Here is a 25,400-nt window from a genome sequence, read left to right on the forward strand (position 1 = left end):
AACGGCTCAACGACCACCCAGGCCTGATCAGTCAGCTCATGACGACGCACCACGAAAACACCAACGCGCCAACCACTTTGCGGACACGACCTAGGACCGGCCCGTCAGCCGAGCGCGTCCCGTGTCTCGTGCAGGATCTCCAGTGTCCGCTCGGCGCCGGCCGCCTGCGCCACCAGGTGGTCGAGGACCTCCAGGTGCATGCCGACCTCGTCCCGCGCGTCCAGGTACAGGGCCCCGGTCACGTACTCGCTGTAGACCATGTCCGGCAGTTCCCTGACCGGGAACCGGAACAGGGTGAACGGGCCGAACGTGCCGGGGTGCGGGCCCGTGTCGAACTCGGCTATCTGGAGCGTCACGTTGGGGCGCCGCACCGCCTCGATGAGCCGGTCCAGCTGGCCGCGCAGCACGTCGGGGCCGCCGGGCGGGCGCCGCAGCACCGTCTCGTCCATGACGACCCACAGGTGCGGCGAGTCCTCCCGGTCGAGCAGCGACTGGCGGGCCATCCGCAGGTCGATGTGGCGGTCGACCTCCTCGGGCCGTGAGCGCCCCACCGTGCCGGCGTCGAAGACGGCCCGCGCGTACGCCTCGGTCTGCAACAGGCCGGGCACGAAGTGCGGTTCGTAGGCGCGGATCATCGCGGCCGCGCCCTCCAGGCTGACGTACAGGCTGAACCAGTCGGGCAGCACGTCGTGGAACCGCTGCCACCAGCCCGGCAGGTTCGCCTCCTCGGCGAGCGCCACGAAGGCCTCGATCTCCCGCTCCGGCACCTCGTACTGTTCGAGCAGCATCTGCACGTAGGGGATCTTGAGGGCGACCTCGGCGGTCTCCATCCTGCGGATCGTCGCGCTCGCCACGCGCAGCGGCCGGGCCGCCTCCTCGCGCTTGAGTCCTCGCGCCTCGCGCAGGTCGCGCAGCCTGCGACCGAGGACGACCTGGCCGACGGTGGGCGCGGGGCGACGTTCACTCACCTTGGTACGTCCCCCAGGAGTTAGGAGCCGGTGCGCTCCCAACCCCGACGCTCCGGGCGTGCGCCGAGGCGCCGCTGGTCGCGGCTGCGGTAGACGACGTACGGGCGGAACAGGTACTGCACCGGCGCGCTGAACATATGCACGAGCCGGGTGAACGGTACCAGCGCAATCAGTAGCATGCCCACTACCGCGTGAATCTGATAGAGCACGGGCACCCCGTCCATCAGCGCCACATCGGGGCTCAGTGTGAACAGGCTGCGCGACCACGGGGCGATGGTCTGCCGGTAGTCGTAGCCGTTGCCGCCGGAGTGCGTGAGCTTGGCCGTCATGCCGAGGATGATCGCGCCGAGCAGGAAGACGTACATGGCCTTGTCGTTGCGCGTCGTCGCGCGGAAGACGGGGGCCTTGGTACGGCGCCGGTAGACGAGCATCGCGATCCCGGCCACCGCGAGCACACCCGCGAACGTGCCGCCGATCAGCGAGAACATGTGGTACGTGTGCTCACTGACGCCGACCTTCTCGGTCCACGACTCCGGGATGAACAGGCCGACGATGTGGCCCACGAGCACGAAGAGGATGCCGTAGTGGAACACCGGTGACGCGATGTTGAGCAGCTTCGACTCGTAGACCTGTGACGAGCGGGTCGTCCAGCCGAACTTGTCGTAGCGGTAACGCCACAGCGTGCCCGCGATCAGCAGGACGAATGCTACGTAGGGCAGGACGCCCCAGATCGCCGTGTTCACCGGGCGTGCTCCGTTTCGAGGAGGGGGAGTGCGAAGGGTTCGAGGCCGACGTTCTCCTGGGGCGGCCCCGAGCGGGCGAGCGCCTGTGCCTCGGCCCGGTCCTTGGGAGAGGGGCCCGGCAGGGCGGCGCACACCGCGTTGAGGACGACCGCGTACGGCGTGCCGTGGTCGGTGAGGGCGAAGCGCAGCAGTTCGAGGCCGGCCCGGTTCTCCTCAAGCAGGAACGGGCCCGCCTGCGCGGAGAATTCGAGGACGGCCGGCAGGAAGTCCGGGAGTTCCTCGCCGGTGAACTCCATGCCGTGCTCCCGGTAGACCTCCTTCATCCGCACCAGGGACATGCCGCGCCGCCGGGTGTCTCCGTCGCGCCACCACGTCAGATACAGGCTGTGCCGGTTCTTGAAGTCGAAGACCTGCACGTAGTGGGCCTGGAGGTCCCGCATCGGGGTGGCCTCGGCGTGCGCGACGAAGGGCTCGAGCGGCGGCGCGGCCGCGCGGATCAGCGGGAGCCGCTGGTAGAACTCCTCGTCCGGGTACGTGAGACAGAGCGCGGATGCCTGAAGGAGCAGGGAGGTCCGGTCGGTCATCAGCTGTCCTCCTTGTCGATACCGTCCGTGCTGTCGGCGGTCTGCCGTTCCTTGCTGAGCTGGAAGTTCTCGACGGAGACGACGGGCAGCAGCTTGCGGCCGTCGGCGACCGTCGATCCGGAGTCGCCGCCGAAGGGGCCCTCGCCGCCCATGCCGGGACCACCCTCGTGGTCGAGCGAGCAAGTGTCGGACGGCAGCGCGGACTCCTCCAGGCGCTCCGCGTCGCCGATCGCCGCGGTCGGGATCACGTACCGGTCCTCGTACTTGGCGATGGCGAGCAGCCGGTACATCTCCTCGATCTCGTACGGCGACATGTCGATGGACTCGGCGATCGAACTGTCGGGCAGCTCACCGAGGTTGATGGCCCGCATGTGCGAGCGCATCGCGGCCAGCTTCTCCAGGGAGGCCCGTACGGGTTTGGTGTCGCCCGCCGTGAAGATCTCCGCCAGGTACTCCAGCGGGATGCGCAGCGTGTCGATCGCGCCGAACAGGTTCGAGTGGTCCTCGCCGTCGTGGCCGGTCTCGGTGAGCGCGTCGACGACGGGGGAGAGCGGCGGGATGTACCAGACCATCGGCATCGTCCGGTACTCCGGGTGCAGGGGAAGGGCCACCTTGTACTTGCTGATGAGCGCGTGCACGGGCGAACGCCGCGCCGCCTCCATCCAGTCGTACGGGATGCCCGCCTCCTCGGCGGCCCGCTGCACCGCGGGGTCCTCCGGGTCGAGGAAGACGCCCAACTGCTCCTCGTACAGGTCGTGTTCGTTCTTCGAGGAGGCGGCCTGGGTCACCTTGTCGGCGTCGTAGAGCATCACGCCGAGATAGCGCAGTCGGCCCACGCAGGTCTCGGAGCACACGGTGGGCAGGCCCACTTCGAGGCGCGGGTAGCACAGCGTGCACTTCTCGGCCTTGCCGGTGCGGTGGTTGAAGTACACCTTCTTGTAGGGGCAGCCGGTCACGCACATCCGCCAGCCGCGGCAGGAGTCCTGGTCGACGAGGACGATGCCGTCCTCCACCCGCTTGTACATCGCGCCCGAGGGGCAGGACGAGACGCACGACGGGTTGAGGCAGTGCTCGCAGATCCGCGGCAGATAGAACATGAAGGTCTGCTCGAACTGGAACTTGACCTTCTCCGCGGCCTGTTCGCGGGTCTTCTCCACCATCGGGTCGAGGTCGCCGTACTCGGCCGAACCACCGAGGTTGTCGTCCCAGTTCGAGGACCACTCGATCTTCATCGGCTTGCCGCTGATGAGCGACCGCGGCTCGGCGACCGGATAGTCGTCGCCCAGTGGCGCGTTGGTCAGGTTCTTGTAGTCGTACGTCCAGGGCTCGTAGTAGTCCTTGATCTCCGGCAGCTTCGGGTTGGAGAAGATGCCGAGGAGCTTCTTGAACCGGCCGCCGCCCTTCAGCTTCAGGGCGCCCTTCTTGTTCAGCTCCCAGCCGCCGCGCCACTTCTCCTGGTCCTCGTAGCGGCGCGGATAGCCCTGGCCGGGGCGGGTCTCGACGTTGTTGAACCAGACGTACTCCATGCCGTTGCGGTTGGTCCACGCCTGCTTGCAGGTGACCGAGCAGGTGTGGCAGCCGATGCACTTGTCGAGGTTCATGACCATCGCGACCTGAGCCATGATGCGCATCAGTACTGGACCTCCTGGGAGCGGCGGCGGATGACCGTGACCTCGTCGCGCTGGTTGCCCGTCGGGCCGAGGTAGTTGAACGCCCAGCTCAACTGGGCGTAGCCGCCGATGAGATGGGACGGCTTGAGGATCAGTCGGGTGAGCGAGTTGTGGATGCCGCCGCGCTTGCCGGTCGTCTCCGCCTTGGGGACGTTGACGGTGCGTTCCTGCGCGTGGTGCATGTAGACCGTGCCCGCCGGCATCCGGTGGGAGACGATCGCGCGGGCGACGACGACGCCGTTGCGGTTCACGGCCTCGATCCAGTCGTTGTCCTTGACGCCGATCGACTCGGCGTCCTGCGGGGACATCCAGATGGACTGGCCGCCGCGCGACAGCGCCAGCATGAACAGGTTGTCCTGGTACTCGGAGTGGATGGACCACTTGTTGTGCGGGGTGAGGTAACGGACCGTCACCTCCTTCTCCCCGTCCGGGCCGAGGCGTGGCTCGCCGAACAGCCGGTTCATGTCCAGCGGCGGCCGGTAGATCGGCATCGCCTCGCCCAGCTCGTGCATCCAGTCGTGGTCGATGAAGAAGTGCTGGCGGCCCGTGAGGGTGTGCCACGGCTTGAGGTGTTCGGTGTTGAGGGTGAACGCCGTGTAGCGGCGTCCGCCGGACTCGCTGCCCGACCACTCCGGCGAGGTGATCACCGGGACGGGCGCGGCCTGCGTGTCCGCGTACGTGATGCGTTTGCCCTCGTGCTCGGCGGACAGGTGCGCCATCTCCTGGCCCGTACGCGCCTCCAGGGTGTGGAAGCCCTGCGTGGCGAGGCGCCCGTTGGTGGTGCCGGACAGGGCGAGGATGGTGTTCGCCGCCTTGACCGCCGTGTCCAGGGACGGGCGGCCGTCGGCGGGGCCGCCGCGCACCGTGCCGTTGCGCTCGCGCAGCTCCGTGACCTCCTGGTCGGGCTTGAGCGCGATGCCCTTCGCGGGCAGGCCCAGCTGTTCGACCAGCGGGCCGAGCGCGGTGAACTTGGCGCCGATCGCCGTGTAGTCGCGCTCGACGACCGTGAGGTTCGGCAGCGTCTTGCCGGGCGCCGGCTCGCACTCGCCCTTGCGCCAGTCCAGGACGACACCGCCGGGCTGCGCGATCTCCCCGGGGGTGTCGTGCTGGAGAGGTGTCGCCACCAAGTCCTTTCGCACGCCCAGATGTTGGGCCGACAGCTCGCTGAGCTTGTGGGCGAGCGCCTTGAACGTGTCGAAGTCGCTGCGGGCCTGCCACGGCGGGTCCACGGCCGGAGTGAAGGAGTGCACGTAGGGGTGCATGTCCGTCGAGGCGATGTCGTGCTTCTCGTACCAGGTCGCCGCGGGCAGCACCACGTCCGACAGGAGCGTCGAGGACGTCTGCCGGAAGTCGAGCGAGGTGAGCAGGTCGACCTTGCCCTCGGGGGCCTCGTCGTGCCACGTCACCGTCGTGGGGCGCTCCTCGGGGGAGGCCTCCTCGGCGCGCAGCGAGGAGTGCGTGCCCAGCAGGTGCTTGGTGAAGTACTCGGCGCCCTTCGCGGACGAGCCGAGCAGGTTCGCCCGCCACAGGGTCATCACGCGCGGCCAGTTCTCCGGTGCGTCCGGGTCCTCGCACGCGAACTTCAGCGAGCCCGCCTTGAGTTCGGCGACCGTGTCCTCGACGGACTGCTCGCCGAGCGCCAGCGAGCTGCGGTCGAACGTCGGATACGAGGGCATCCAGCCCGACCGCGCCGACAGGGACAGCACATCGGCGCCCGTCATGCCCTCAAAGGCGCCCTTGCCGAGCGGGGACGCGAGCACGTCCGCGCTGAACCGGTCGTAGCGCCACTGGTCGGTGTTGAGGAAGAAGAAGCCGGTGCCGATCATCTGCCGCGGCGGCCGCGACCAGTCGTTCGCCGAGGCCAGCGAGGCCCAGCCGGTGACCGGACGGCACTTCTCCTGGCCCACGTAGTGCGCCCAGCCGCCGCCGTTCCTGCCCTGGCAGCCGGTGAGCTGGAGCAGCGACAGGAAGCCCCGGTAGGTGGTCTCCGAGTGGAACCAGTGGTTGGTGCCCGCGCCCATCAGGATCATGCAGCGCCCGCGCGACTTCTCGGCGGTCCCCGCGAACTCCCGCGCGATCTTTACGCACTTGGCGGCCGGGACGGAGGTGTGGATCTCCTGCCAGGCCGGGGTGCCGGGCGTCTCCGCGTCGTCGTACGAGGCGGGCCACTGGCCGGGGAGTCCGTCGCGGCCGACGCCGTACTGCGCGAGCAGCAGGTCGAACACGGTGGTCACCAGCGGGCCCTCCTGCCCGCCGAGCCGGGTCGCCGGGACCCCGCGCCGCACGACCTCGCCGCGGCCCTGACCGTGCGTGCCGCCGTCGGTGTCGAAGCGCGGCAGGAGCACCTCGACGCCGCCCGCGATGTCGGCGTCGTGCAGGCTCAACTTCGGCTGGATATTGCCCAGTTCGAGGTTCCACTTGCCCTTGCCGGACTCGGTCCAGCGAAAGCCCAGCGAACCGTTCGGCACGACCGGCTGCCCCGTCGCCTCGTCGAGCACCGCCGTCTTCCACTCGGCGCCCTCGCCGCCCTGCCCGAGGTCGGTGGCGCGCAGGAACTTCGACGGCACGTACGAGCCGTCCCGCTCCTCCAGCGTCACCAGGAACGGCAGGTCGGTGAACTTCTTGACGTAGTCCGTGAAGAACGGCGTCTGCTTGTCGACGAAGAATTCCTTGAGGACCACGTGCCCCATGGCGAGCGCGAGCGCGCCGTCGGTCCCGGGGTGCGGGTGCAGCCACTCGTCGGCGAACTTCGCGTTGTCCGCGTAGTCGGGCGCGACGACCACGACCTTCTGGCCGCGATACCGCGCCTCGGCCATCCAGTGCGCGTCGGGCGTCCTGGTCACCGGGACGTTCGAGCCCCACATCATCAGATACGCGGCGTCCCACCAGTCACCCGACTCGGGCACGTCCGTCTGGTCGCCGAACACCTGCGGCGAGGCCACCGGCAGGTCCGCGTACCAGTCGTAGAACGACAGCATCGGCGCGCCGATCAGCGAGTGGAAGCGGGCCCCCGCCGCGTGCGACACCATCGACATCGCGGGGATGGGGGAGAAGCCGGCGATTCGGTCGGGACCGTACGTCTTGATGGTGTGCACGTGCGCCGCGGCGACGATCTCCACGGCCTCGTCCCAGGTGGCCCGCACCAGACCGCCCTTGCCGCGGGCCTGCTGGTACCTCCTGCGCCGCTCGGGGTCGGCCTGGATGTCGGCCCACGCGAGGACCGGGTCGTGCAGCCGGGCCTTCGCCTCCCGGTACATCTCCACGAGCACGCCGCGGATGTACGGGTAGCGCACCCGGGTGGGCGAGTACGTGTACCAGGAGAACGCGGCGCCACGCGGGCAGCCGCGTGGCTCGTACTCCGGACGGTCCGGGCCCACGCTCGGATAGTCCGTCTGTTGGGTCTCCCAGGTGATGATGCCGTCCTTGACGTATACCTTCCACCGGCACGAGCCGGTGCAGTTCACGCCGTGCGTGGAGTTCACGACCTTGTCGTGGCTCCAGCGGTCCCGATAGAAGACGTCACCGTCCCGGCCGCCCTTGATCTGCACGCTGTGCAGGTCAGGCGCCGCCGTCCCCCGCCGGAAGAACCGCCCCGCGCGCAGCAGCGCGGCGTCCGGCTCGGTCGGGGTGCGCGTCGTGTCCGTCACCGTTAGCTCCCTCGATGTCCCGTTCTGGGCACGCTAATGGCGTTGTGTCAGCCGCACACCTCGGCCGGGACTGTACGAGGAGGACGCGGGCGGCCGCCCGTACGGCTTCGGCCATTACCCCGGACGTAATCGACCCGCCGTCCGGGCGCCACCAGGGTGGTGTCACCGACCCGCCGACGGAGGGTGATCCCCATGTCCGCCACCACGCTCACCACGACCCCGGTCCGGGCCCGCACCTGGCTGCGCCGCCTGCTCGCCGCCGACGCGCTCGGCACCGGCGCCAACGGCGTCGCCTACGTCGCCGCCTCCGGGCTGATCGGCCGCTTCCTCGGCATCGACCCGGGGCTGCTGCTCGGACTCGGCGCCGCCCTGGTCGCGTACGCCGCCGCGGTCGGGGCGCTCGCCGCGCGCAGCAGCCCGCCCGCGACCGGCGTGCGCACCGTGGTCGAGGTCAACCTGGCCTGGACGGTGCTCAGCTTCGTCGCCCTGTCCGCCTGGCTGGAGCCGAGCACGGCCGGCCGGGTCTACGGATCGCTGCAGGCCGTCGTGGTGGCCGCGTTCGCGGCGCTCCAGTACGCGGCACTGCGCGCTCAGTCCCGCGTGGAGTGAAGGTACTTCGCCGTCGCCGGGTCGGCCGGGAGCAGTGTCTCCACGGCCAGCTCGGCGACCGTCACGTCCATCGGCGTGTTGAACGTCGAGATCGACGACACGAACGACAGCACGTGCCCCTCGTGCTCGATCACCATCGGCAGCGCGAAGTAGGGCAGCACCGGCGCGGCCGGCTCGGCCGCGTCCGCGCCCGGCGGCAGCGGATACGCGGCCACCTCCTCGTACAGCTCCCGCAGCGGCCGCGAGCCGGTCAGCGCGATCTGCTGCTCCAGCTGCGCCAGCAGATGCCCACGCCACTCCCGCAGATTCCTGATCCGCGGCGCGAGGCCCTCCGGGTGCAGGGTGAGGCGCATCGCGTTCAGCGGCTCCGTGAGCAGATGCTCGGGCGCCGAGGACATCAGCAGGGCGATGCCGTCGTTCGCCGCGATCACGTTGAACGTCGCGTCGACGATGAACGCCGGATACGGCTCGTAGGGCTTGTCGTTTGGATCAGGCCGGATCAGGGAGCGGGGCCTGGTGCGTGCGATCGCAAGGCGGAGGAGGGAGGCGACGCGGAGCGTCGTCGACCGACGACAACGCCGCGAGCGTGCGTGCCAGGCCCCGCGAGCCCGGCCTGATCCAAACGACAGGCCCTAGCCGCGCAGCAGCGTTTCGAGCCCCTCGCGCAGCACGCCGAGCGCGGGGTCGTCCAGCGGGGTCTCCTTGAAACGCGGGGCGTACCCCGCGGCCAGCAGCAGCGCGTTGCGCTCCCGCACCGGTACGTCGAGGTGCTCGGCGAGCCGCATCAGGAAGTCCTCGCTGGGGCGCGAGCGGCCCGTCTCCACAAAACTGATGTGCCGCGCCGACGACTCCGCCCGCGAGGCCAGCTCCAGCTGGCTGACCCTGCGCCGCTCCCGCCAGCCGCGCAACAGGGCGCCCACGTCCGACGGGTTCTTGCGCGCGGTGGCGGCCATGGGAAGACCGTAACCGGATCCGGTGGCACGCTGGAGGCATGCCTACTGAACCGCTCTCGCAGAAGGACATCGAGGACCGCCTCGCCGAGCTGCCCGGCTGGTCCGTGGAAGGCGACGCGCTCACGCGCACGTACCGCCTGGGCTCGCACTTCGCCGCGGCGGCCATGGTCGTGCACATCGCGCAGACCCAGGAGGAGCTGAACCACCACTCGAACCTGACCCTCGGCTACAACACCGTGACCCTCGCGGTGAACACCCACGACGCGGGCGGCGCCCTGACGGCGAAGGACTTCGCGCTGGCGGAACGGGTGGAGAAACTGGCGGCGGCACATACTTCCAGCCCTTCCAGCGCTTGACCTCCCAGCCCCTCCGGCGATTGAGGAGCGGGGTCCGGGGCGCAGCCCCGGTTTCGGGAAGGGGCGGGGTGGGGGAAATTTCCTGGGCTACAGTCCGGGCGTGCTCGACTATGACGAGGAAGCGAACCGGTACGACGCCACCCGTGGCGGCGAGCCACGCGCAAGGGCAGCCGCCGACGCCGTACTCGCCCTCGTCCCGGAGAACGCCCACACCCTCCTCGACCTGGCCTGCGGCACCGGCATCGTCACCCGCCACCTGACCCGCGAGGGCCTGCGGCCCTTCGGCGTGGACCGCGCCGCCGCCATGCTGCGGGGCGCCGCGCCCCGCCTGTCCGGCGCGGTGTGCCAGGCGGACGTCCGCCGGCTGCCCTTCGCGGACGACACGTTCGACGCGGTCAGCGCCGTCTGGCTGCTGCACCTGCTGCCCGACGCGGCACCCGTCGTCGCCGAGGCGGCCCGCGTGCTGCGCCCCGGCGGCGTATTCGTGACGACGGTCGACAAGGCCGCGGCCCACCTCGGCGGCAGCGACATCTGCGCCCTCGTCGCACCCCACGGCCGCCGCCGGCTCGCCGACGCCACCGCTCGCATCACACAACTCGCCGCCGAGCACGGCCTGCACCCCCACGGCTCCGCCGGCTTCACCGGCCACGGCCAGGGCCGAGTGCCGGCAAAGCTCGCCCGGGAGGTGCGGGCCGGGCGGATCTACCCGAAGGGCGGCGAGGACCTGGCGGCACACCTGGAGGCACTGCCGAACCAGCAGACGGCGCGACCGGACCCGGTCTACACCGTGCTGGCGTTCTCGGCCTGAACCGGCGCCCGAGAGGGCCCGGACCGCCGTGCGAACTCCATGACCCAGTTCGTCAGCCACGTCCGCCCTTCGTCGACGGAGAACGCCTGCTCCCAGCGGGCGGTCGTCGTGCTGATTCCGGACCACGTGAACCGCACCCGTACGTCCCGGCCGTCGTGCGTGTCGTCCCCCTCGAAGCGGCCGACCCCGCCCTGGAAGCCGCCGATCACGGGCGGGAAGAGGCGCCCGGCGCGGTCGGTGGACCAGTTCAGGGACCACGTGCGGGCCGCCGGGTCGAACAGGCGGAGCGTGAGCCCGGTCCAGCCCTGCGCGGGCACCGGCATCTCGTCGATGTTCGCGGCGCCGCCGAACAGGCTCCAGCAGCGACTTCTCGCCGTGAACTCCTCCCAGCTGCTGTCCGGATCGAGGAAGTCGAGACGGCGACGGTGGGCGACGTCCCACTCGCCGAAGAAGAAGTCGAAGTCGCGCGCGGTGCTGTGGTGCGACGCGGTCTGCGTGGTCATCGGCGGCGGTCTCCTGTCGTTCCCTCGGGCAAGGCGTCGTGCACGTACGCGTCCAGATCGGGGCGCTCCGGCGTCAGCAGGTGCCGCACCCACGCATCCCGTTCGTGCAGCAATGGCGGCAACTCCCATACGCAGCCGATCAGTTGACGGTCTAGCAGGACGAAGTGGGTCGGTTCCAGGTCCGGGCAGCCCAGCGCCGGCTGGCCCGCCGCGGCGCCCCGGAAGTGCAGGGCGTTGTCCCACACCCAGCTGTACGCGTTCAGGTACGCGCCGTCGTCGCCGCCGCGGTGCAGCACGACGAACGTGGCGGGCGGTGTGCCGTCCGGCTCCGGCAGCAGCTCGGGCAGGATCGCGTACGCCGCCTCGGCCACCTCGGGCGCGATGCCCTCAGGGGCGGCGGTCACGTGGTAGCGCTTGATCCGGCGGCCTGCCACCTCGATGGGCGGTGGCACCGTCAGACGTTTCTCTTCGAAGGCCATGCCGGGACGGTAGGGCCGCTTCCCTGACATCCTGTGTCAGTGAAGCATCCTGTGTCAGTGAAGCACTCATGAAGTCCAGCCGCCTCGTCTCGATCCTGCTCCTGCTGCAGACCCGAGGCCTGATGACCGCCGCCCGACTCGCCGCCGAACTGGAGGTGTCCGTCCGCACCGTCTACCGGGACGTGGAGGCGCTGCAGGCCGCCGGAATCCCGCTCTGCGCGGACTCCGGGCACGCGGGCGGCTACCGGCTCGTCGACGGCTACCGCACCCGGCTCACCGGCCTGACCGCCGACGAGGCCGAGGCGCTGTTCCTCGCCGGACTGCCCGGGCCCGCCGCCGACCTCGGGCTCGGCCCGATGCTCGCCGCCGCCCAGCTGAAGGTGCGGGCCGCGCTCCCCGCCGAACTCCGCCCGCACGCCGACCGGATCAGCGCCCGCTTCCATCTCGACGCGCCGGGCTGGTACGCGGAGGGCGACGACACCGCCGCGGCGTTGCCCGCGGTGGCGGAGGCGGTGTGGAACCGGCGCGCGCTGCACGTCACGTACCGCCGCTGGCGCGAACCGACCGACGTGGAGCGGCGGTTGGAGCCGTACGGGCTCGTGCTCAAGGCCGGCCGCTGGTACGTGGTGGCCTCGGCCGGGGCGGGCGGCCCGCGCGTCTACCGCGTCGACCAGATCCTCGAACTCCGTGCGACAGAGGAGGAGTTCGAGGCGCCCGTCGACTTCGACCTGGCCGCGTTCTGGGCTGCGTACCAGGCGGACTTCCACCGGCGGCTGCACACCGCCGAGGCCGTCGTGCGCCTCGCCCCCGGCGCGGCCGACCGGCTCACCGGGGCCGCCGCGCGTGCCGTGCGCGCCACCGGCCGCACCGAGGCCGACGGCAGGCTGCGCGCCCGGGTGCCCATCGAGTCGGTCGGCCACGCGCACGACGAGTTCCTTCGCCTCGGCGCGGACATCGAGGTCCTCGAACCGGCCGAGCTGCGTGACCGGATCGCGGCGACGGCGCGGACGCTCGCGCGCGTGTACGCGGGCACGAACACCGGCAACCCACCGGCGGACGGCGGCAACTGAGGGGGTGCAGGAACCTGCCGACCCACCCCCCCCAGGAGTGCTCATGACCCGCACCCACCGCAGACGCCGCCGTCTGCTGCTCGTCGCCGCCACGGCCGCCGCGCTCGCCGGTACCGGCCTGACGCTGCTGCCCGGTGACGACGCCTCCGCCGCCACCGCCCGCCAGGCAGAGAAGCTGGACCGCGGCCTGGTCAGCGTGCACACCGACGCCGCGAACCTGGTCGGATCGACAAGTACAAGTCGGACTTCATCGAACCGATCGCGAAGAGCCTCGCCGACCCCAAGTGCGCGGGCCTGCGCATCGTCACCACGATCGAGATCGACTCGCTGCCCAACCTGGTCACCAACGTGTCGGGCCGCCCGACCGCCACGCCCAACTGCGACACCATGAAGGCCGACGGCAACTACCAGAAGGGCGTCGGCTACGCCCTCGACAAGCTCGGTGACATCGCCAACGTCTACAACGACATCGACGCGGGCCACCACGGCTGGCTCGGCTGGGACGACAACTTCGGCGCCTCCGCCGAACTGTTCAAGTCGACCGCGAGCAGCAACGGCGCCAAGCTCTCCGACGTGCAGGGCTTCATCGTGAACACCGCCAACTACAGCACCCTGAAGGACAGGCCATGCGCGACAAGCTGGTCTCGCTCGGCTTCGACCAGAACCTCGGCATGCTGATCGACACCTCCCGCAACGGCTGGGATGGCGCGGCGCGGCCGACAGGACCCGGCGCGAAGACCGACGTCGACACGTACGTGGACGGCGGGCGCTACGACCGCCGCATCCACCTCGGCAACTGGTGCAACCAGAGCGGGGCGGGCCTCGGTGAGCGGCCGCAGGCGAACCCGGCGACTGGGATCGACGCCTACGTGTGGATGAAGCCGCCGGGCGGGTCGGACGGGTCGAGCACCGCCATCGACAACGACGAGGGCAAGGGCTTCGACCGGATGTGCGACCCGACGTACACCGGAAACCCGCGGAACAACAACCACATGTCCGGGGCGCTGCCGAACGCGCCGGTGTCCGGGCACTGGTTCTCCGCGCAGTTCCAGGAGCTCATGAAGAACGCCCACCCGGCGCTGTAGGCCACCCAGTGCCGGCATATTGCTGAGTCGGCAACGTGGCTTGCCCGCCCGTATGTCGTCGGCGCACCCTTGGGGTCGACGGACGACATACGGGCACGAAGGGCGGCGACACCGGACATGGCACACGGTCACCACCAGCACGAACAGCACGGCGGACACCAGCACGGCGGCCACGGCGGCCACGACCACACGGACATCGACTGGGCCGACATGATCCCCATGCTGGAGCGCAACGCCTCCGTGTACGAGCCGCTCTATACGCAGGCCCTCTCCTGGCTCCGGGACACCCGCCCGGCCGGCACCGGCCTGATCGTCGACGCGGGCGCGGGCCCCGGCGCCGTCTCGCTGCACCTCGCCGAGGCCTTCCCCGAGGCCCGCGTCATCGCGGCCGACCCGGAGGAGAAGCTGCTCGCCCGCGCCATGGAGCGGTTCGCGCAGCACGGCATCGCCGAGCGCACCGGCACGCTGCGCGTCGAACTCCCCGACGCCATCGACGAGTTGCCGCACGCCGACCTCATCTGGGCCGCCCGCTCCCTGCACCACGTGGGCGACCAGCGGGCCGCCGTGGCGGCGCTCGCGGGGCGGCTCGCGCCCGGCGGCACCCTCGCGCTCGTCGAGGGCGGCCTGCCGCAGCGCTGCCTGCCGCGCGACTTCGGCCTCGGCAAGCCGGGACTCCAGGCGCGGGCCGACGCCATCGAGGAGGAGTGGTTCGGCGACATGCGCGCCAACCTGCCGGGCGCCAAGCAGGACACCGAGAACTGGTCGGAGCTGCTGACCGACGCGGGCCTGACGAACGCCGTCAGCCGCACCTTCCTGCTCGACCTGCCCGCCCCGCTGTCGGGCGAGGCCCGCGAGACGGTCGTCGACCTGTGGAAGCGCCGCCTGGAGGTGTTCGCCGAGGCACTGTCGCCCGAGGACATGGCCACGATCGGGCAGCTCATGGACAAGGACGACCCGCGGAGCCTGTACCGCCGCGACGACCTCTTCCTGCTGACCGCCCACACCGTGCACACGGCGGTCAAGGAGGCCTGAGGCCCCCCGGACACGTGAGAGGGGCCCCGGGTGACCGGGGCCCCTCTCACGTACGGGTCACGCCACGTCGAACGTCGCCGGGTCCGGGCCGAGCCGCCGGTCCTCGTTGAGCGCGGAGATCGCGCCGAGATCCTCGGTGTCGAGTTCAAAGCCGAACACGTCGATGTTCTCCTTGATCCGCGACGGCGTCACGGACTTCGGGATCACCACGTTGCCCAGCTGGACGTGCCAGCGCAGCACGACCTGCGCAGGCGTACGGCCGTGCTTCTGGGCGATCGCGACGATGGCCGGGACCTCCAGGAGGCCCTTGCCCTGGCCGAGCGGCGACCAGGCCTCGGTCGCGATGCCCAGCTCGGCGTGCTTCTCACGGGAGGCGCGCTGCTGAAGGTGCGGGTGCAGCTCGATCTGGTTGACCGCCGGGATCACGGAGGTCTCGGCCGTCAGCCTGTCCAGGTGCTCCGGCAGGAAGTTGGAGACGCCGATGGACTTGGCGCGCCCGTCCGCCTGGATCTTCTCGAAGGCCTTGTACGTGTCCGTGCCCAGGCCCTTGGACGGCAGCGGCCAGTGGATCAGGTACAGGTCGACGTAGTCGAGACCCAGCTTCTCCAGCGAGGCGTCGAAGGCGCGCAGCGTGGAGTCGTGGCCCTGGTCGGCGTTCCACAGCTTCGTCGTGACGAACAGCTCCTCGCGGGGGACGCCGGACGCGGCGATGGCCTTGCCGGTGCCCTCCTCGTTGCCGTAGATCGCGGCGGTGTCGATGCTGCGGTACCCGGCCTCCAGCGCCGTCGCGACGGCCTTCTCGGCCTCGTCGTCCGGCACCTGCCACACGCCGAAGCCGAGCTGGGGCATCTCGACGCCGTTGTTCAGGATGATCGGGGGAACCTTGCTCACGAGGTGTCGATCCTTTTTCGTCCGGTGATGGGTGACACTGCACAATTCGGTACTCCCATGGTCAACGATCACGGGCGTACGCGCATTCCTGTGGGTGACACCAGCATGACAGTCAGCTATGCGAACTTTGCGCCGGGGTGTGTGACCCCAGGTACGCCTCGCGTACCCGTGTGTCCGCCCGGATCACCTCCGCCGTCCCCTCGGCGAGCACCGAGCCCAGATCGAGTACCACGACCCGGGAGCACAGCTCCATCACGAACGCCACGTTGTGCTCGACGAGCAGGATCGCGCAGCCGTCCGCGGCGAGGCGGCGCACCGTCGCCGCGAGCAGCTCGCGCTCCTGCGCCGTCATGCCGGACGCGGGCTCGTCGAGCAGCAGCACGCGCGGCCGGTCGGCGGCCGCCCGCGCCAGCTCCAGCATCCGGGCGCGGCCGACCGGGAGTGTTCCCGCATATGTGTCGGAGAGGTCGTCGAGGCCGCAGTCGCGCAGGAGGGCGCGGGAATGCTCAGGATTCGCCCCGCCGCGCCGCCACTCCTGCGCGACCAGCAGGTTGTCCGCGACCGTGAGCTGTCCGAACAGCTGCTGGCGCTGGAACGTGCGGCGCATCCCGTGCCGGGCCCGCCAGACGGGGGAACGCCGGGTGATGTCGGCACCGTCGAGCAGCACGCGGCCCGCGTCGGGCCTGCGGATGCCGGAGACGACGTCGAAGAGCGTCGTCTTGCCCGCGCCGTTCGGCCCGATGAGGCCGCACACCTCGCCGGGCGCGAGGCGCAGCCCCACCCCGTCGAGCGCCCGCACACCGCCGAAGCGCACGCCGATGTTCTCGGCTTCGAGTACGTGCCTCATGAATGTTCGGCCTCCTTGGTCGCCGCGATACCGAGGTACGCCTCCGTGAGCCGCTCGGCCTCCACCTTCTCGCGCGGTCCGCACCAGGTGACACGGCCCTGCGCGAGGTACGCCACGGTGTCCGCGACGCCGAGGATCTCCGACGCCTTCTCCTCGACGAGCAGCAGCCCGGTCCCCGCGTCGCGGAGTTCGGCGAGCAGCCGGTACACCTCGTCGGCGACGCGCGGCGCGAGGCCGAGCGAGGGCTCGTCGGCGATGAGGACGCGCGGCGGGCGGTGCAGCAGCGGGGCGAGCGCGAGGAGCTGCTGCTCGCCGCCGGAGAGCGAGCCTGCGGTGACCTCGCGCCGGGCGGCGAGCCCGGCGAACCGCTCGTAGACCGCCAATCGGTCACTCTGCTGAGGGAGTTGGAGGGCCAGGTTCTCGTCGACCGTGAGCGAGGGGAAGATGCCGCGGCCCTCCGGCGCGAGCACCACCCCGGCCCGCGCCCGGCGGACCGCGCCCTTGTCGCCGACCGTGTCCCCGGCGACGTGGACCTCGCCCTGCTGGGGTGTCATGAGGCCCGCCGCGACCTTGCAGGTCGTGGACTTCCCGGCGCCGTTGGGGCCGAGGAGCGCCACGATCTCGCCGGGGCGGACGGTCAGGTCGACGCCCTGGAGGACGCGGGCGCCGTCGTATCCGGCCTGGACGCCCGCGAGTTGGAGCGCGGCGTCGGGGTCGGTGGAAGCCGGTACCGGGGCGTCGGCGACGGTGTCCGGCGTGGCGGACCTGCGGCGGTGGCGGCGGGCCGGGATCGCCGCGCAGTAGCCGTCCGGATCGTTGGCGAGCGCGAGGCCCGCGAGGCCGAAGAGGATCACCGGCAGCTGGACCGACTCGGTCAGATAGTCGCTGATGAGGTGCGGTACGACGGCGAAGCTGAGGCCGGCGATCACCGCGAACTGCGGCCGCCGCACGCCCGCCGCGACTACCACGGCGAGCCAGATGAGGCCGGTCATCGCCGTGAAGTCGGTCGCGGTGATGCGGGTGTTGTACGAGGCATACATGACGCCGCCGAACCCGGCGAGCCCCGCCGAGATCGTGAACAGCAGCAGCTTCGTGCGGATCACGGAGACACCCGAGGCCATGGCCGCGGCCGGCGCCGAGCGCACGGCGAGCATGGCCCGGCCCGCCCGGGAGTTGCGGAGCGCGCTCAGGCCCGCCACGGCTGCCGTGCACAGGACGACCATGGCCACGCCCATCGCCCGGTCGTCGCCGAGGTCGATCGGCCCGGCGACGGCGCGCGGGATCTCCCAGCCGGTGTCACCGTTCCTCAACCAGCCCAGCTGGAAAAGGACTTGGTCCGCCAGGAAGGCGAGCGCGAGCGTGGCGAGGGCCAGCGAGCGGCCGCCGAGCCGCAGCGCGGGCAGCGCAACGAGCGCGCCGAGCAGGGCCGCCGCGCACGTCCCGGCGAGCGCCGCCCAGATGAACGGCACACCATGGCTCATCAGCAGCCCCGCGACCAGCGCCGCGCCCGTCACGAACGCGGCCTGTGCCAGTGACACCATCGCACCGAGCCCGGTGACGACGGTGAACGACAGGAACACGAGGGAGATCGCGAGCCCTTGGGCGAGGATCCCGCTCCAGAACGGCGTCGTCACCGTGTAGAAGGCGACGGCGAGCAGCACGGCGGCGGTCGCCCACGGCCCCCAGCGCCGCAGCCAGGACCGGCCCGCCAGATAGTCCACCGGCGGCGCGTCGCTCGCCACCGTGCCCGCCGTGCGCTGCCGCCGCGTGAGCAGCAGCAGCCCGGCGAACAGGATCAGGAACGGCACCGCCGTACGGAACCCGGTGATCTTCTCCGCGAACGTGGCGTACCCCGCGACCAGATTTTGCAGCACCCCGAGCCCGAGGCCGCCCGCGAAGGCGAGCGGGATCGACATGAACCGGCCGAGCACGGCGGCCGTCGCCGACACGAACAGGAACAGCGTGAAGTCGTGCGACGAGAGCCCGAGCAGGGGAGTGGCGAGCACACCGGCGAGCCCCGCGAGCACCGACGAGAGCATCCACGCCACCGAGGAGAGCCGGTCGGCGCTGATCCCGCGCAGCTCGACGAGCGAACGGTTGTCGACGGCGGCGCGCAGCTTGAGCCCAAGTGCCGTGTGGCGCAGGAGAATCCACAGCCCGAGCGCGACGACGGCGGTCGTCACCCACGTGATCAGCTGGTCGGAGTCGATGCCGACGCCGTCCATCAGCTGCCAGTTCTTCGCGGGACTCGGTCCGACACCCGGGAGCCCGAACTGGTTCTCCGCCGGCTTGACCGGCGCCCCCGCGTCCTCAAGGAGCTCGACGATCCACAGGCCGAGCGCGGGCAGCGCGACGAGCAGCCCGATCGTCGCCACGATCTGCGCGGTCTCGCCGACCCGCGCCAGTTTTCTGAACATCAGCCGGTCGAGCCCCCAGCCCAGCAGGGGCGCCACGACGAGGACGAGCAGCAGCGCCGTCGGCACGGCGGGCCAGCCGAAGCCGGAGTGCAGCTCATAGAAGGCGAGCGCGCACAGATAGGCGGTCGCGCCGTGCGCGAAGTTGAAGAGCCCGGAGGCCGAGTAGGAGAGCACGAGCCCCGTGGCGAGCAGCGCGTACAGCGCCCCCGACACGAGCCCGCTCAGCACGAAGGCAAGCAGATCCGACACGTCAACACCCCTTCCCTGCGGTCTACTTGAAGGGGATCGGCGGATAGCACTTGAACGCGGACGACACCCGGTACGCCCCGTCCTTGAGCTGCGCGAGCGCCCCGCAGCCGAACGACTCGGTGCGCCCGCGCGGCAGCGCGCGGTCGCCGACGAGGGTCCCGGTGTCGGAGAACCCGTTCGCCGCCTTCTGGAAGGACGCGACCGTCAGGTCCTTGCCCGCCTTCTTCGCGATGGCGAGGAACAGGTCGGCGCTCATGTAGCCCGTCATCATGTGCATGTTGAGGGGGACCTGCTTGCCCCCGGACGCCTTCTTGATGTCTGCCTTGAACTGCTTCATCCCGGGCGTCGACGCCTCGAACGGTTCGAAGGACAGCAGCACGTGCACCCCGTCGAGCGCCTGCTTCGTCGCCTTCTTGGCGAGCAGGCCGGGGTCGTAGTCCGTCGGGTCGGTGAGCACACCCTTGTACCCGGTGCGCTTGACGGCGGTGAACAGGCCGATGTTGTACGGCGTCTGCATCACGGAGACGACCACGTCCGGAGCCTTGCCGCCGTCGCTGCGCAGCAGCTCCTTGGTGTACGCCGACCAGTCGCTCGGCACCGCGGTCGCCGGGACGGTGGCCTTGGCGTAACTGACCTTGTAACCGGCCGACGTGAAGGACTGCTTGTACGTGCGGATGGCGAAGGTGCCCGCGTCGTTGTCGTTGGCGAGGATCGCGACGGTCTTGCCCTCGGCGCCGCCCGTGACCTTCTTCAGCCCCTCGGGCCAGGTCTGCGAGATGGTGCCGCCCGGCATCGGCACCATGCAGCCGCCGAAGCCGTAGATGTACGTCGGTCCGCAGAACGAGGGAAGTGTGCCCCAGCCGAAGGTCGGCACCTTCTGCTTCTGGAGGAAGTCCGCCCCGGAGAACGTCACGGAACTCATCGGCGAGATCGCGAACACCTTGTCCTGCTGCACCAGTTTGCGGGCCGCCGCGAGATTCTTCGCCGGGTCCTGGCCGTCGTCCTCCGCGCCCAGGTAGTCGATCGTCCGGCCGTTGACGCCGCCCTCGGCGTTGGCCCGGTCGAAGCGGGCCTTCGCGCCGAGGTCGGTGTCCTTCTTGCTGTAGCCGCTCGACGTCGTCATGGAGACGATGCCGCCCACCTTGATGCTGTCGTCGGTCACGCCACGGACCGAACCTCCTTGTCCGCCCGCGGCGTTGTTCCCGCTGTTGGCGGTGGAATTGCAGGCGGTGGCGAGCAGGAGTGCCGCCACGGCGGCGGTGATGGCGCGGATCGGTCGCGACACGGTCGGTCCCCCTCCGTCGGAGTAAGAGCCTGCGAACAAACCCCCGCCTGCGCCGTGGCGCCCGGCACGCACGCTCGCGGCGTTGCCGAACCGCCCGAGTAGCTCCGCTACTAGGACGCTCCGGCGCCTTGCGATCGCACGCACCGGACACCAAGCGCCCGCCCTTCGGGCGGACGGCGGGGGTTTGTTCGCAGGCTCTGCGATTCTGTGTGCGACCTGATGAACCGTCAATAACTGACGCATCGACAATTGATGATGCGTCAGTTACCGACGGTTTACCTCAGGGGGCTTCTGGCGGCCGCCGTCACCAGCCTCCGCCGCCCCCACCGCCGCTGCCGCCACCGGCCCCGCCGCCCCCTCCGCCGCCGCTGAAGGAGGTGCCGCCCCCGCCGCCACCGGAGGACGAGGGCGCGGACGCGCTGCTGCTCGCCACCGACGTCAGGGTCGGCGAGTACCTGAGGATGCGGTCGCCTCCGAGCGGCGAGGTCTGCTGCGGGCCGGCGGCGGTCGTGTCCGCGGCCGCCGTCCACGACTCGGCCTCGCCGAGCGCCATGGCCCAGCCCACTAGGGCCTCCGCCTCGGCGGCGTTCCGGTGCGCGGGGGATTCGGCGAGGTGGCGGCGGAACGCCTCGGTCCGGCACCACAGGTGGGTGCCGAGCTCCGTGTGCCTGCGCAGCTCCCAAGCGCGCAGGACCAGCGCGGCCCCGGCGCCCACGAGCGCGGAGCCGAGCACGAGCGGCACCGCCCAGGCGCCGCCCGGGTCGGTCTGCTGCCAGGCGGCGGGACACACCAGCCGCAGGCCCACGGCCACCCCGAGGCCGCCGACGATCACCGAAGCCAGCCACCGGCCCTGCCCGCCGGGCTCCCACAGCCCCTTGCCGCCCGAGCGGTGCCACTCGTGCAGGTCACGGCCCAAGTGGCGCCAGCCGACGGCGAAGTTCTCGTGGTACGTGCCGAGCCGGACGTCGCGGCCGTGGGCGAAGATCCTGTCCAGGGCCCGCGCGGTCATGGGGTCCGTGGGCGCGTCCGGCGCCTGTCTGGGGCGGGACAACTGCGGGGTCTTCGGCTGCCCGCGCAGGATCAGATGCCCGGTCGCCGCCGCGTGCAGCAGGGCCGCCGTGCGGTGGCGCCGACGGGCCCGGCCCGCGAGCAGCACGCCCGCCTGCGCCGGAGTGAGGCCCTCCGGAGGAACCGGCGAAGGCGGTGACTCGTCGGCGAGGCGCTGCCGGTCGCGGCGGCGCGTCCCCTGCGGCGTACGGACCCGCTCGCGGCCGGCCCGGCGGATCACGAGCGTGGCGAGCAGCGCGGCCACGAGCGCCGTGCCCGTGGCCGCCGCCCAGAACACGAGCGGCGAGGTCCCTTCCGTCCCTTCCGGCGCCGACATGAACGCCTTCGGCGGCTGCGGCAGGACGGCCGGGGCGGCGCGCGCGAGGGGTGCGCCCCGGCCCGCGTAGACGGTCATGGCCTGACCGGCCGCGAGCCCGTCGGCGGAGACGTCGATGCGGCCCGGCGCGGGCGAACCGGCCTCGGCGCACGGGGCGTCGGAGCCCTGGTCGCCGGACACGCAGCGCAGGTGCGGGAGCTCGCGGGGCGCCGTGATGTGCGCCTCGGCGTGCGCGACCGGCACGTCCCAGCCGGTGCCGACGGCGTTCCAGTCGAGCCCGTCGCCGGCCATGACGCCCGGCAGCGTGTACGCGATCCGGTAGCGGTGGCGGCCGGTGACCGTGTGATCCGGGTCGCCGATGGTGTAGTCGACGGAGTCCGGCTTGTGCTCGACATCGACCGGCACGGGGCGGCCGTCCATGGAGACGTTCGGGGCGGTGGCGGTGCCGGCCCCGGTGCCCGGGATCTGCCGGTGGATGCCGTGCCGGTCGCCGTCCGTGAAGTCGTAGTCGATCGTCTCCGTCACCCGCAGGTCGCCGTCCGCCCGGACCACGGCGTTCGCCCACAGGGAGTCGACGCGCTCGGCCGGTTTGCCGATCGCGGCCGTCACCAGGGCCACAAGGCCGGTCAGGACGACCGCGCAGAGCAGCAGGAGCGAGTCGAGCCTCCTGCGCCGCCGGGCCGTGCCGCCACTCACTGAAACGCCTCTTCCCACGTCGTCCGTCGCGAGTTCCATCCCTCGCGACGCGACACCCTAGCCGCAGGTCAAACGGGCGCGAAAACCGTCACAGCGTCCCGTACAGCGCGTCGACCTCCGCCGCGTACGCCTGCTCGATCGCCTTGCGCTTCAGCTTCAGGGACGGCGTGAGCAGCCCGTGCTCCTCGGTGAACTGGTGAGCCAGGATCCGGAACGTACGGATCGACTCGGCCTGCGAGACCAGGGTGTTGGCGGCCACCACCGCGCGCCGCACCTCCGTCTCCAGGTCCGGGTCGCGCACCAGGTCCGCCGGGGACATCGACTGCTTGCCGCGCATGCCGAGCCAGTGGTCGACGGCCTCGGTGTCGAGGGTGACGAGCGCGGCGATGTACGGGCGGTCGTTGCCGACGACCAGGCACTGCGCGATCAGCGGATGGTCGCGGACCCGCTCCTCCAGCTGCTGCGGCGAGACGCTCTTGCCGCCGGAGGTCACGAGGATCTCCTTCTTGCGGCCCGTGATGGTGAGATAGCCGTCCTCGTCGAGGGAGCCCAGGTCACCGGTGGCGAGCCAGCCGTCGTACAGGGAGGAGTCGGTGGACTTCGGGTCGTTGAGGTAGCCCTGGAAGATGTTGCCGCCGTAGACCCACACCTCGCCGTCGTCGGCTATGTGCACGCTGGAGCCGGGTATCGCCTGGCCGACCGTGCCGTAGCGGGTCTGTTCGGGCGGGTTCGCGGTCGCGGCGGCCGTCGACTCGGTGAGGCCGTAGCCCTCGTAGATCGATACGCCCGCGCCTTCGAAGAACAGGCCGAGCCGTCGGTCCATGCCGCTGCCGCCGGACATCGCGTGCCGCACCCGGCCGCCCAGCGCGGCGCGCACCTTGGAGTAGACGAGCTTCTCGAAGACGGAGTGCTGCATGCGCAGCGAGGCGGAAGGGCCCGGGCCCGTGCCGAATGCTTTCGCCTCCTGGGCGTCCGCGTACTTCACGGCGCACTCGATGGCCTTTTCGAACGGCCCCGACTTGCCGTCGTTCTCGGCCTTCCTGCGTGCCGCGTTGAACACCTTCTCGAAGATGTACGGCACGGCGAGGATGAACGTCGGCTTGAACGACTGGAGGTCCGGCATGAGCGCGGAGGCCCGCAACTCCGGCTGGTGGGCCAGCTTCACGCCGCCGCGGATCGTCGCGATCTCCACCATGCGCCCGAAGACATGCGCGAGCGGCAGGAAGAGCAGCGTCGACGGGGTGCGGTCGCGCTTGGAGGAGAACACCGGCTCCCAGCGCGTGATCATGGTGTCGGCCTCGAACATGAAGTTCCCGTGCGAGATCACACAGCCCTTGGGGCGGCCCGTGGTGCCGGAGGTGTAGATGATCGTGGCCGTCGACTCGGGGGTGATCGCGCGGCGGTGCCGGTGCACCGTCTCGTCGTCGATGTGGGTGCCGGACGCGGTGATCTCGTCGACGGCGCCGCCGTCCATCTGCCACAGGCGGTGCAGATGGGGCAGCCGCCCGATGACCGTCGCGACGGTCATCGCGTGGTCCTCGTGCTCCACGATCGCCGCCGACACCTCGGCGTCGTACAGCATCCAGAAGACCTGCTCGGCCGAGGACGTCGGGTAGATGGGGACGACCTGGGCGCCGATGGTCCACAGCGCGAAGTCGAACAGCGTCCACTCGTAACGGGTGCGCGACATGATCGCGACCCGGTCGCCGAACCGGATGCCCTGCGCGAGCAGGCCCTTGGCCAGGGCCATCACCTCGTCGCAGAACTGGGCAGCGGTGATGTCCTGCCACTTGTCGTGCTGGTCCTTGCGGGCCAGCGCTATATGTCCCGGTGTGTCCAGGGCATGGTCGAACACGGCGTCGGCCAGGCCGCCGACCAGCGGCGCCGACGCCACAGGGGGATTGGTGAACTCACGCAAAGTTGCTCCTTGTGGCGCTCCGCACAGCGTCGGTGACGGTACCCGACCGGAAGCGCTTGCGGGAGTGCCTTCCTTGGGCGGAAGGTGCGCGGAATTTGCACAGGTCAGACGTTTATAACGGGCCACAACGGGTGGAGGTGGGCAGAATACTTACGCTCCAGTAAGTTTCGGGAGCGTAATCTCCCGGCCCTCTTCACGGGCCTCCATCGGATCTGTGCAAAGAGGTCACCGCCGATGGTCCGCCTAGTTTTTAGACGGAGTAGTCGGTTCCGGGGACGGTACCACCACCGCCGTCAGCGGTGGCCGCGGTGCAGCCGGTCCCCGCCCGCGAGGATCGCCTGCGCGAGCGCCCGCGCGGGCTCGCTCTCCTCCCGTGTCGCGCTGCGCACCACGAAGTCGACCTCGCCAAGCTCCGGCAGGCCCACCCGGTCCGGCACCCGGACGAGCCCCGGCGGGATCAGCCCCCGCGAATGGGCCATCACGCCGAGCCCCGCCCGCGCCGCCGCGACAAGACCGTTCAGCGAGCCGCTCGTGCAGGCGATCCGCCACGCCCGCCCGTGCCGCTCAAGTGCCTCCAGGGCCAGGGCGCGCGAGATGCCCGGCGGCGGATAGACGATCAGTGGGACGGGCCGGTCCTGGTCGATGCGCAGCCGCTCGGAGCCGATCCACACCAACTGGTCGTGCCACACCGACTCGCCGCGCGGATCCTCCGGGCGCCGCTTGGCGAGCACCAGATCCAGCTTCCCCGCGTCCAGCTGCTCGTGCAGCGTCCCCGACAGCTCGACCGTCAACTCCAGGTCCACCTCCGGGTGTTCGGCCCGGAAGGACTCCAGGATCTCCGGCAGCCGGGTCACCACGAAGTCCTCCGACGCCCCGAACCTGAGCCGGCCGCGCAGCCGCGTCCCCGTGAAGAACGACGCCGCCTGCTCGTGCACCTCCAGAATTCTCCGGGCGAATCCGAGCATCGCCTCCCCGTCCTCCGTCAGCTCCACGGAGTGCGTGTCCCGCGTGAACAGCGTGCGCCCGGTCGCGTCCTCCAGGCGCCGCACATGCTGGCTCACGGTCGATTGCCGCAGGCCGAGGCGGCGCGCGGCCTGCGTGAAGCTCAGCGTCTGCGCGACGGCGAGCAGGGTCCTGAGCTGTCCGGGGTCGTACATGCCACGAACCGTACTCCCGCTCATCACGCGGCGCGATCACAGTAAGAGC

At 70.9% G+C, this 25,400-nt stretch carries 19 protein-coding genes and 3 pseudogenes; 6 read left to right on the forward strand and 16 right to left on the reverse strand.

Annotation, left to right across the window (positions count from 1 at the left end):
• Positions 1-104 precede the first annotated feature (104 nt).
• Genes ACIA8D_RS16370 through ACIA8D_RS16390 form a run of 5 tightly spaced genes read right to left on the reverse strand, consistent with a single transcriptional unit; the run spans position 105 to position 7,612 of the window.
• A complete protein-coding gene (locus ACIA8D_RS16370; RefSeq protein ID WP_399232591.1) occupies positions 105-968 on the reverse strand; it encodes a helix-turn-helix domain-containing protein in 864 nt (287 codons plus the stop codon).
• 20 nt (positions 969-988) lie between these two features.
• Entirely contained in the window at positions 989-1,711 is a 723-nt protein-coding gene (narI, locus tag ACIA8D_RS16375) for a respiratory nitrate reductase subunit gamma (RefSeq protein ID WP_399232593.1), read from the reverse strand.
• Positions 1,708-2,295: a nitrate reductase molybdenum cofactor assembly chaperone gene (gene narJ, locus ACIA8D_RS16380; RefSeq protein WP_399232595.1), complete on the reverse strand. Its 588-nt coding sequence runs from the start codon at positions 2,293-2,295 to the stop codon at positions 1,708-1,710. Before narJ ends, narI begins: the two co-directional genes overlap by 4 nt.
• Positions 2,295-3,926: a nitrate reductase subunit beta gene (narH, locus tag ACIA8D_RS16385; RefSeq protein WP_399232597.1), complete on the reverse strand. Its 1,632-nt coding sequence runs from the start codon at positions 3,924-3,926 to the stop codon at positions 2,295-2,297. The genes narJ and narH overlap by 1 nt, the downstream gene beginning before the upstream one ends.
• The gene (locus tag ACIA8D_RS16390) at positions 3,926-7,612 is read right to left on the reverse strand and encodes a nitrate reductase subunit alpha (RefSeq protein ID WP_399232599.1); all 3,687 of its coding nucleotides are present in this window, start codon (positions 7,610-7,612) and stop codon (positions 3,926-3,928) included. Before ACIA8D_RS16390 ends, narH begins: the two co-directional genes overlap by 1 nt.
• Positions 7,613-7,804: 192 nt before the next feature.
• On the opposite strand from ACIA8D_RS16390, the gene ACIA8D_RS16395 reads away from it, so the two are divergent.
• Positions 7,805-8,221, forward strand: a complete 417-nt coding sequence (locus ACIA8D_RS16395) for a hypothetical protein (protein ID WP_399232601.1) — start codon at positions 7,805-7,807, stop codon at positions 8,219-8,221.
• Here ACIA8D_RS16395 and ACIA8D_RS16400 read toward each other — a convergent pair.
• Both ACIA8D_RS16400 and ACIA8D_RS16405 read right to left on the reverse strand, forming a co-directional pair.
• Positions 8,203-8,694 (reverse strand): annotated as a pseudogene (locus tag ACIA8D_RS16400) (transcriptional regulator); the annotation flags it as partial. The gene ACIA8D_RS16395 and the pseudogene ACIA8D_RS16400 sit on opposite strands and share 19 nt — an antisense overlap.
• A 162-nt stretch (positions 8,695-8,856) precedes the next feature.
• A pseudogene (locus tag ACIA8D_RS16405) lies at positions 8,857-9,174 on the reverse strand (helix-turn-helix domain-containing protein); the annotation flags it as partial.
• Between the two features lie 38 nt (positions 9,175-9,212).
• On the opposite strand from ACIA8D_RS16405, the gene ACIA8D_RS16410 reads away from it, so the two are divergent.
• Both ACIA8D_RS16410 and ACIA8D_RS16415 read left to right on the forward strand, forming a co-directional pair.
• Positions 9,213-9,530, forward strand: coding sequence for a 4a-hydroxytetrahydrobiopterin dehydratase (locus ACIA8D_RS16410; protein WP_399232602.1), 318 nt, complete (start codon positions 9,213-9,215; stop codon positions 9,528-9,530).
• A gap of 100 nt (positions 9,531-9,630) precedes the next feature.
• Positions 9,631-10,338 carry a class I SAM-dependent methyltransferase gene (locus tag ACIA8D_RS16415; protein ID WP_399232605.1) on the forward strand — a complete coding sequence of 236 codons (708 nt, stop codon included), beginning with the start codon at positions 9,631-9,633 and terminating at the stop codon, positions 10,336-10,338.
• On the opposite strand, the gene ACIA8D_RS16420 is transcribed toward ACIA8D_RS16415, so the two are convergent.
• Both ACIA8D_RS16420 and ACIA8D_RS16425 read right to left on the reverse strand, forming a co-directional pair.
• Positions 10,311-10,841: a hypothetical protein gene (locus ACIA8D_RS16420; RefSeq protein ID WP_399232607.1), complete on the reverse strand. Its 531-nt coding sequence runs from the start codon at positions 10,839-10,841 to the stop codon at positions 10,311-10,313. The genes ACIA8D_RS16415 and ACIA8D_RS16420 overlap by 28 nt on opposite strands.
• Positions 10,838-11,320 (reverse strand): hypothetical protein, encoded by a 483-nt coding sequence (locus tag ACIA8D_RS16425; protein WP_399232609.1) that lies wholly within the window; start codon positions 11,318-11,320, stop codon positions 10,838-10,840. Before ACIA8D_RS16425 ends, ACIA8D_RS16420 begins: the two co-directional genes overlap by 4 nt.
• A 68-nt stretch (positions 11,321-11,388) precedes the next feature.
• Between ACIA8D_RS16425 and ACIA8D_RS16430 the strand changes: the two genes are divergently transcribed.
• The 3 genes and pseudogenes from ACIA8D_RS16430 to ACIA8D_RS16440 all read left to right on the forward strand — a co-directional run bounded on the left by ACIA8D_RS16430 (position 11,389) and on the right by ACIA8D_RS16440 (position 14,507).
• Positions 11,389-12,390, forward strand: coding sequence for a helix-turn-helix transcriptional regulator (locus tag ACIA8D_RS16430; RefSeq protein WP_399232611.1), 1,002 nt, complete (start codon positions 11,389-11,391; stop codon positions 12,388-12,390).
• Between the two features lie 216 nt (positions 12,391-12,606).
• Positions 12,607-13,475 (forward strand): annotated as a pseudogene (locus ACIA8D_RS16435) (glycoside hydrolase family 6 protein); the annotation flags it as partial.
• Positions 13,476-13,592: 117 nt separating this feature from the next.
• The gene (locus tag ACIA8D_RS16440; RefSeq protein WP_399232612.1) at positions 13,593-14,507 is read left to right on the forward strand and encodes a class I SAM-dependent methyltransferase; all 915 of its coding nucleotides are present in this window, start codon (positions 13,593-13,595) and stop codon (positions 14,505-14,507) included.
• Positions 14,508-14,564: 57 nt separating this feature from the next.
• Here ACIA8D_RS16440 and ACIA8D_RS16445 read toward each other — a convergent pair whose 3' ends face one another.
• The 7 genes from ACIA8D_RS16445 to ACIA8D_RS16475 all read right to left on the reverse strand — a co-directional run bounded on the left by ACIA8D_RS16445 (position 14,565) and on the right by ACIA8D_RS16475 (position 25,351).
• Positions 14,565-15,356 (reverse strand): aldo/keto reductase, encoded by a 792-nt coding sequence (locus ACIA8D_RS16445; protein ID WP_399232894.1) that lies wholly within the window; start codon positions 15,354-15,356, stop codon positions 14,565-14,567.
• Positions 15,357-15,510: 154 nt separating this feature from the next.
• Entirely contained in the window at positions 15,511-16,245 is a 735-nt protein-coding gene (locus tag ACIA8D_RS16450; RefSeq protein WP_399232614.1) for an ABC transporter ATP-binding protein, read from the reverse strand.
• Positions 16,242-18,911, reverse strand: coding sequence for an ATP-binding cassette domain-containing protein (locus ACIA8D_RS16455; RefSeq protein ID WP_399232616.1), 2,670 nt, complete (start codon positions 18,909-18,911; stop codon positions 16,242-16,244). Before ACIA8D_RS16455 ends, ACIA8D_RS16450 begins: the two co-directional genes overlap by 4 nt.
• 22 nt (positions 18,912-18,933) lie before the next feature.
• Entirely contained in the window at positions 18,934-20,196 is a 1,263-nt protein-coding gene (locus ACIA8D_RS16460; RefSeq protein ID WP_399232618.1) for an ABC transporter substrate-binding protein, read from the reverse strand.
• A gap of 304 nt (positions 20,197-20,500) precedes the next feature.
• Positions 20,501-22,276 carry a DUF2207 domain-containing protein gene (locus ACIA8D_RS16465; RefSeq protein ID WP_399232619.1) on the reverse strand — a complete coding sequence of 592 codons (1,776 nt, stop codon included), beginning with the start codon at positions 22,274-22,276 and terminating at the stop codon, positions 20,501-20,503.
• Between the two features lie 88 nt (positions 22,277-22,364).
• The gene (locus ACIA8D_RS16470) at positions 22,365-24,194 is read right to left on the reverse strand and encodes an AMP-dependent synthetase/ligase (RefSeq protein WP_399232622.1); all 1,830 of its coding nucleotides are present in this window, start codon (positions 24,192-24,194) and stop codon (positions 22,365-22,367) included.
• Positions 24,195-24,487: 293 nt separating this feature from the next.
• A complete protein-coding gene (locus ACIA8D_RS16475) occupies positions 24,488-25,351 on the reverse strand; it encodes a LysR substrate-binding domain-containing protein (protein ID WP_399232625.1) in 864 nt (287 codons plus the stop codon).
• Positions 25,352-25,400 lie beyond the last annotated feature (49 nt).

The sequence above is a fragment of the Streptomyces sp. NPDC051684 genome, from assembly GCF_044453445.1.
Taxonomy (GTDB): domain Bacteria; phylum Actinomycetota; class Actinomycetes; order Streptomycetales; family Streptomycetaceae; genus Streptomyces.

What these genes read in the sequence shown, in the direction of transcription:
- ACIA8D_RS16475 (WP_399232625.1), bottom strand. Translation starts at nt 25,351, where the DNA reads ATGTACGACCCCGGACAGCTCAGGACCCTGCTCGCCGTCGCGCAGACG.
- ACIA8D_RS16450 (WP_399232614.1), bottom strand. Translation starts at nt 16,245, where the DNA reads ATGAGGCACGTACTCGAAGCCGAGAACATCGGCGTGCGCTTCGGCGGT.
- ACIA8D_RS16395 (WP_399232601.1), top strand. Translation starts at nt 7,805, where the DNA reads ATGTCCGCCACCACGCTCACCACGACCCCGGTCCGGGCCCGCACCTGG.
- ACIA8D_RS16440 (WP_399232612.1), top strand. Translation starts at nt 13,593, where the DNA reads ATGGCACACGGTCACCACCAGCACGAACAGCACGGCGGACACCAGCAC.
- ACIA8D_RS16445 (WP_399232894.1), bottom strand. Translation starts at nt 15,356, where the DNA reads ATGCCCCAGCTCGGCTTCGGCGTGTGGCAGGTGCCGGACGACGAGGCC.
- ACIA8D_RS16430 (WP_399232611.1), top strand. Translation starts at nt 11,389, where the DNA reads ATGAAGTCCAGCCGCCTCGTCTCGATCCTGCTCCTGCTGCAGACCCGA.
- narH (WP_399232597.1), bottom strand. Translation starts at nt 3,926, where the DNA reads ATGCGCATCATGGCTCAGGTCGCGATGGTCATGAACCTCGACAAGTGC.
- ACIA8D_RS16420 (WP_399232607.1), bottom strand. Translation starts at nt 10,841, where the DNA reads ATGACCACGCAGACCGCGTCGCACCACAGCACCGCGCGCGACTTCGAC.
- narJ (WP_399232595.1), bottom strand. Translation starts at nt 2,295, where the DNA reads ATGACCGACCGGACCTCCCTGCTCCTTCAGGCATCCGCGCTCTGTCTC.
- ACIA8D_RS16425 (WP_399232609.1), bottom strand. Translation starts at nt 11,320, where the DNA reads ATGGCCTTCGAAGAGAAACGTCTGACGGTGCCACCGCCCATCGAGGTG.
- ACIA8D_RS16410 (WP_399232602.1), top strand. Translation starts at nt 9,213, where the DNA reads ATGCCTACTGAACCGCTCTCGCAGAAGGACATCGAGGACCGCCTCGCC.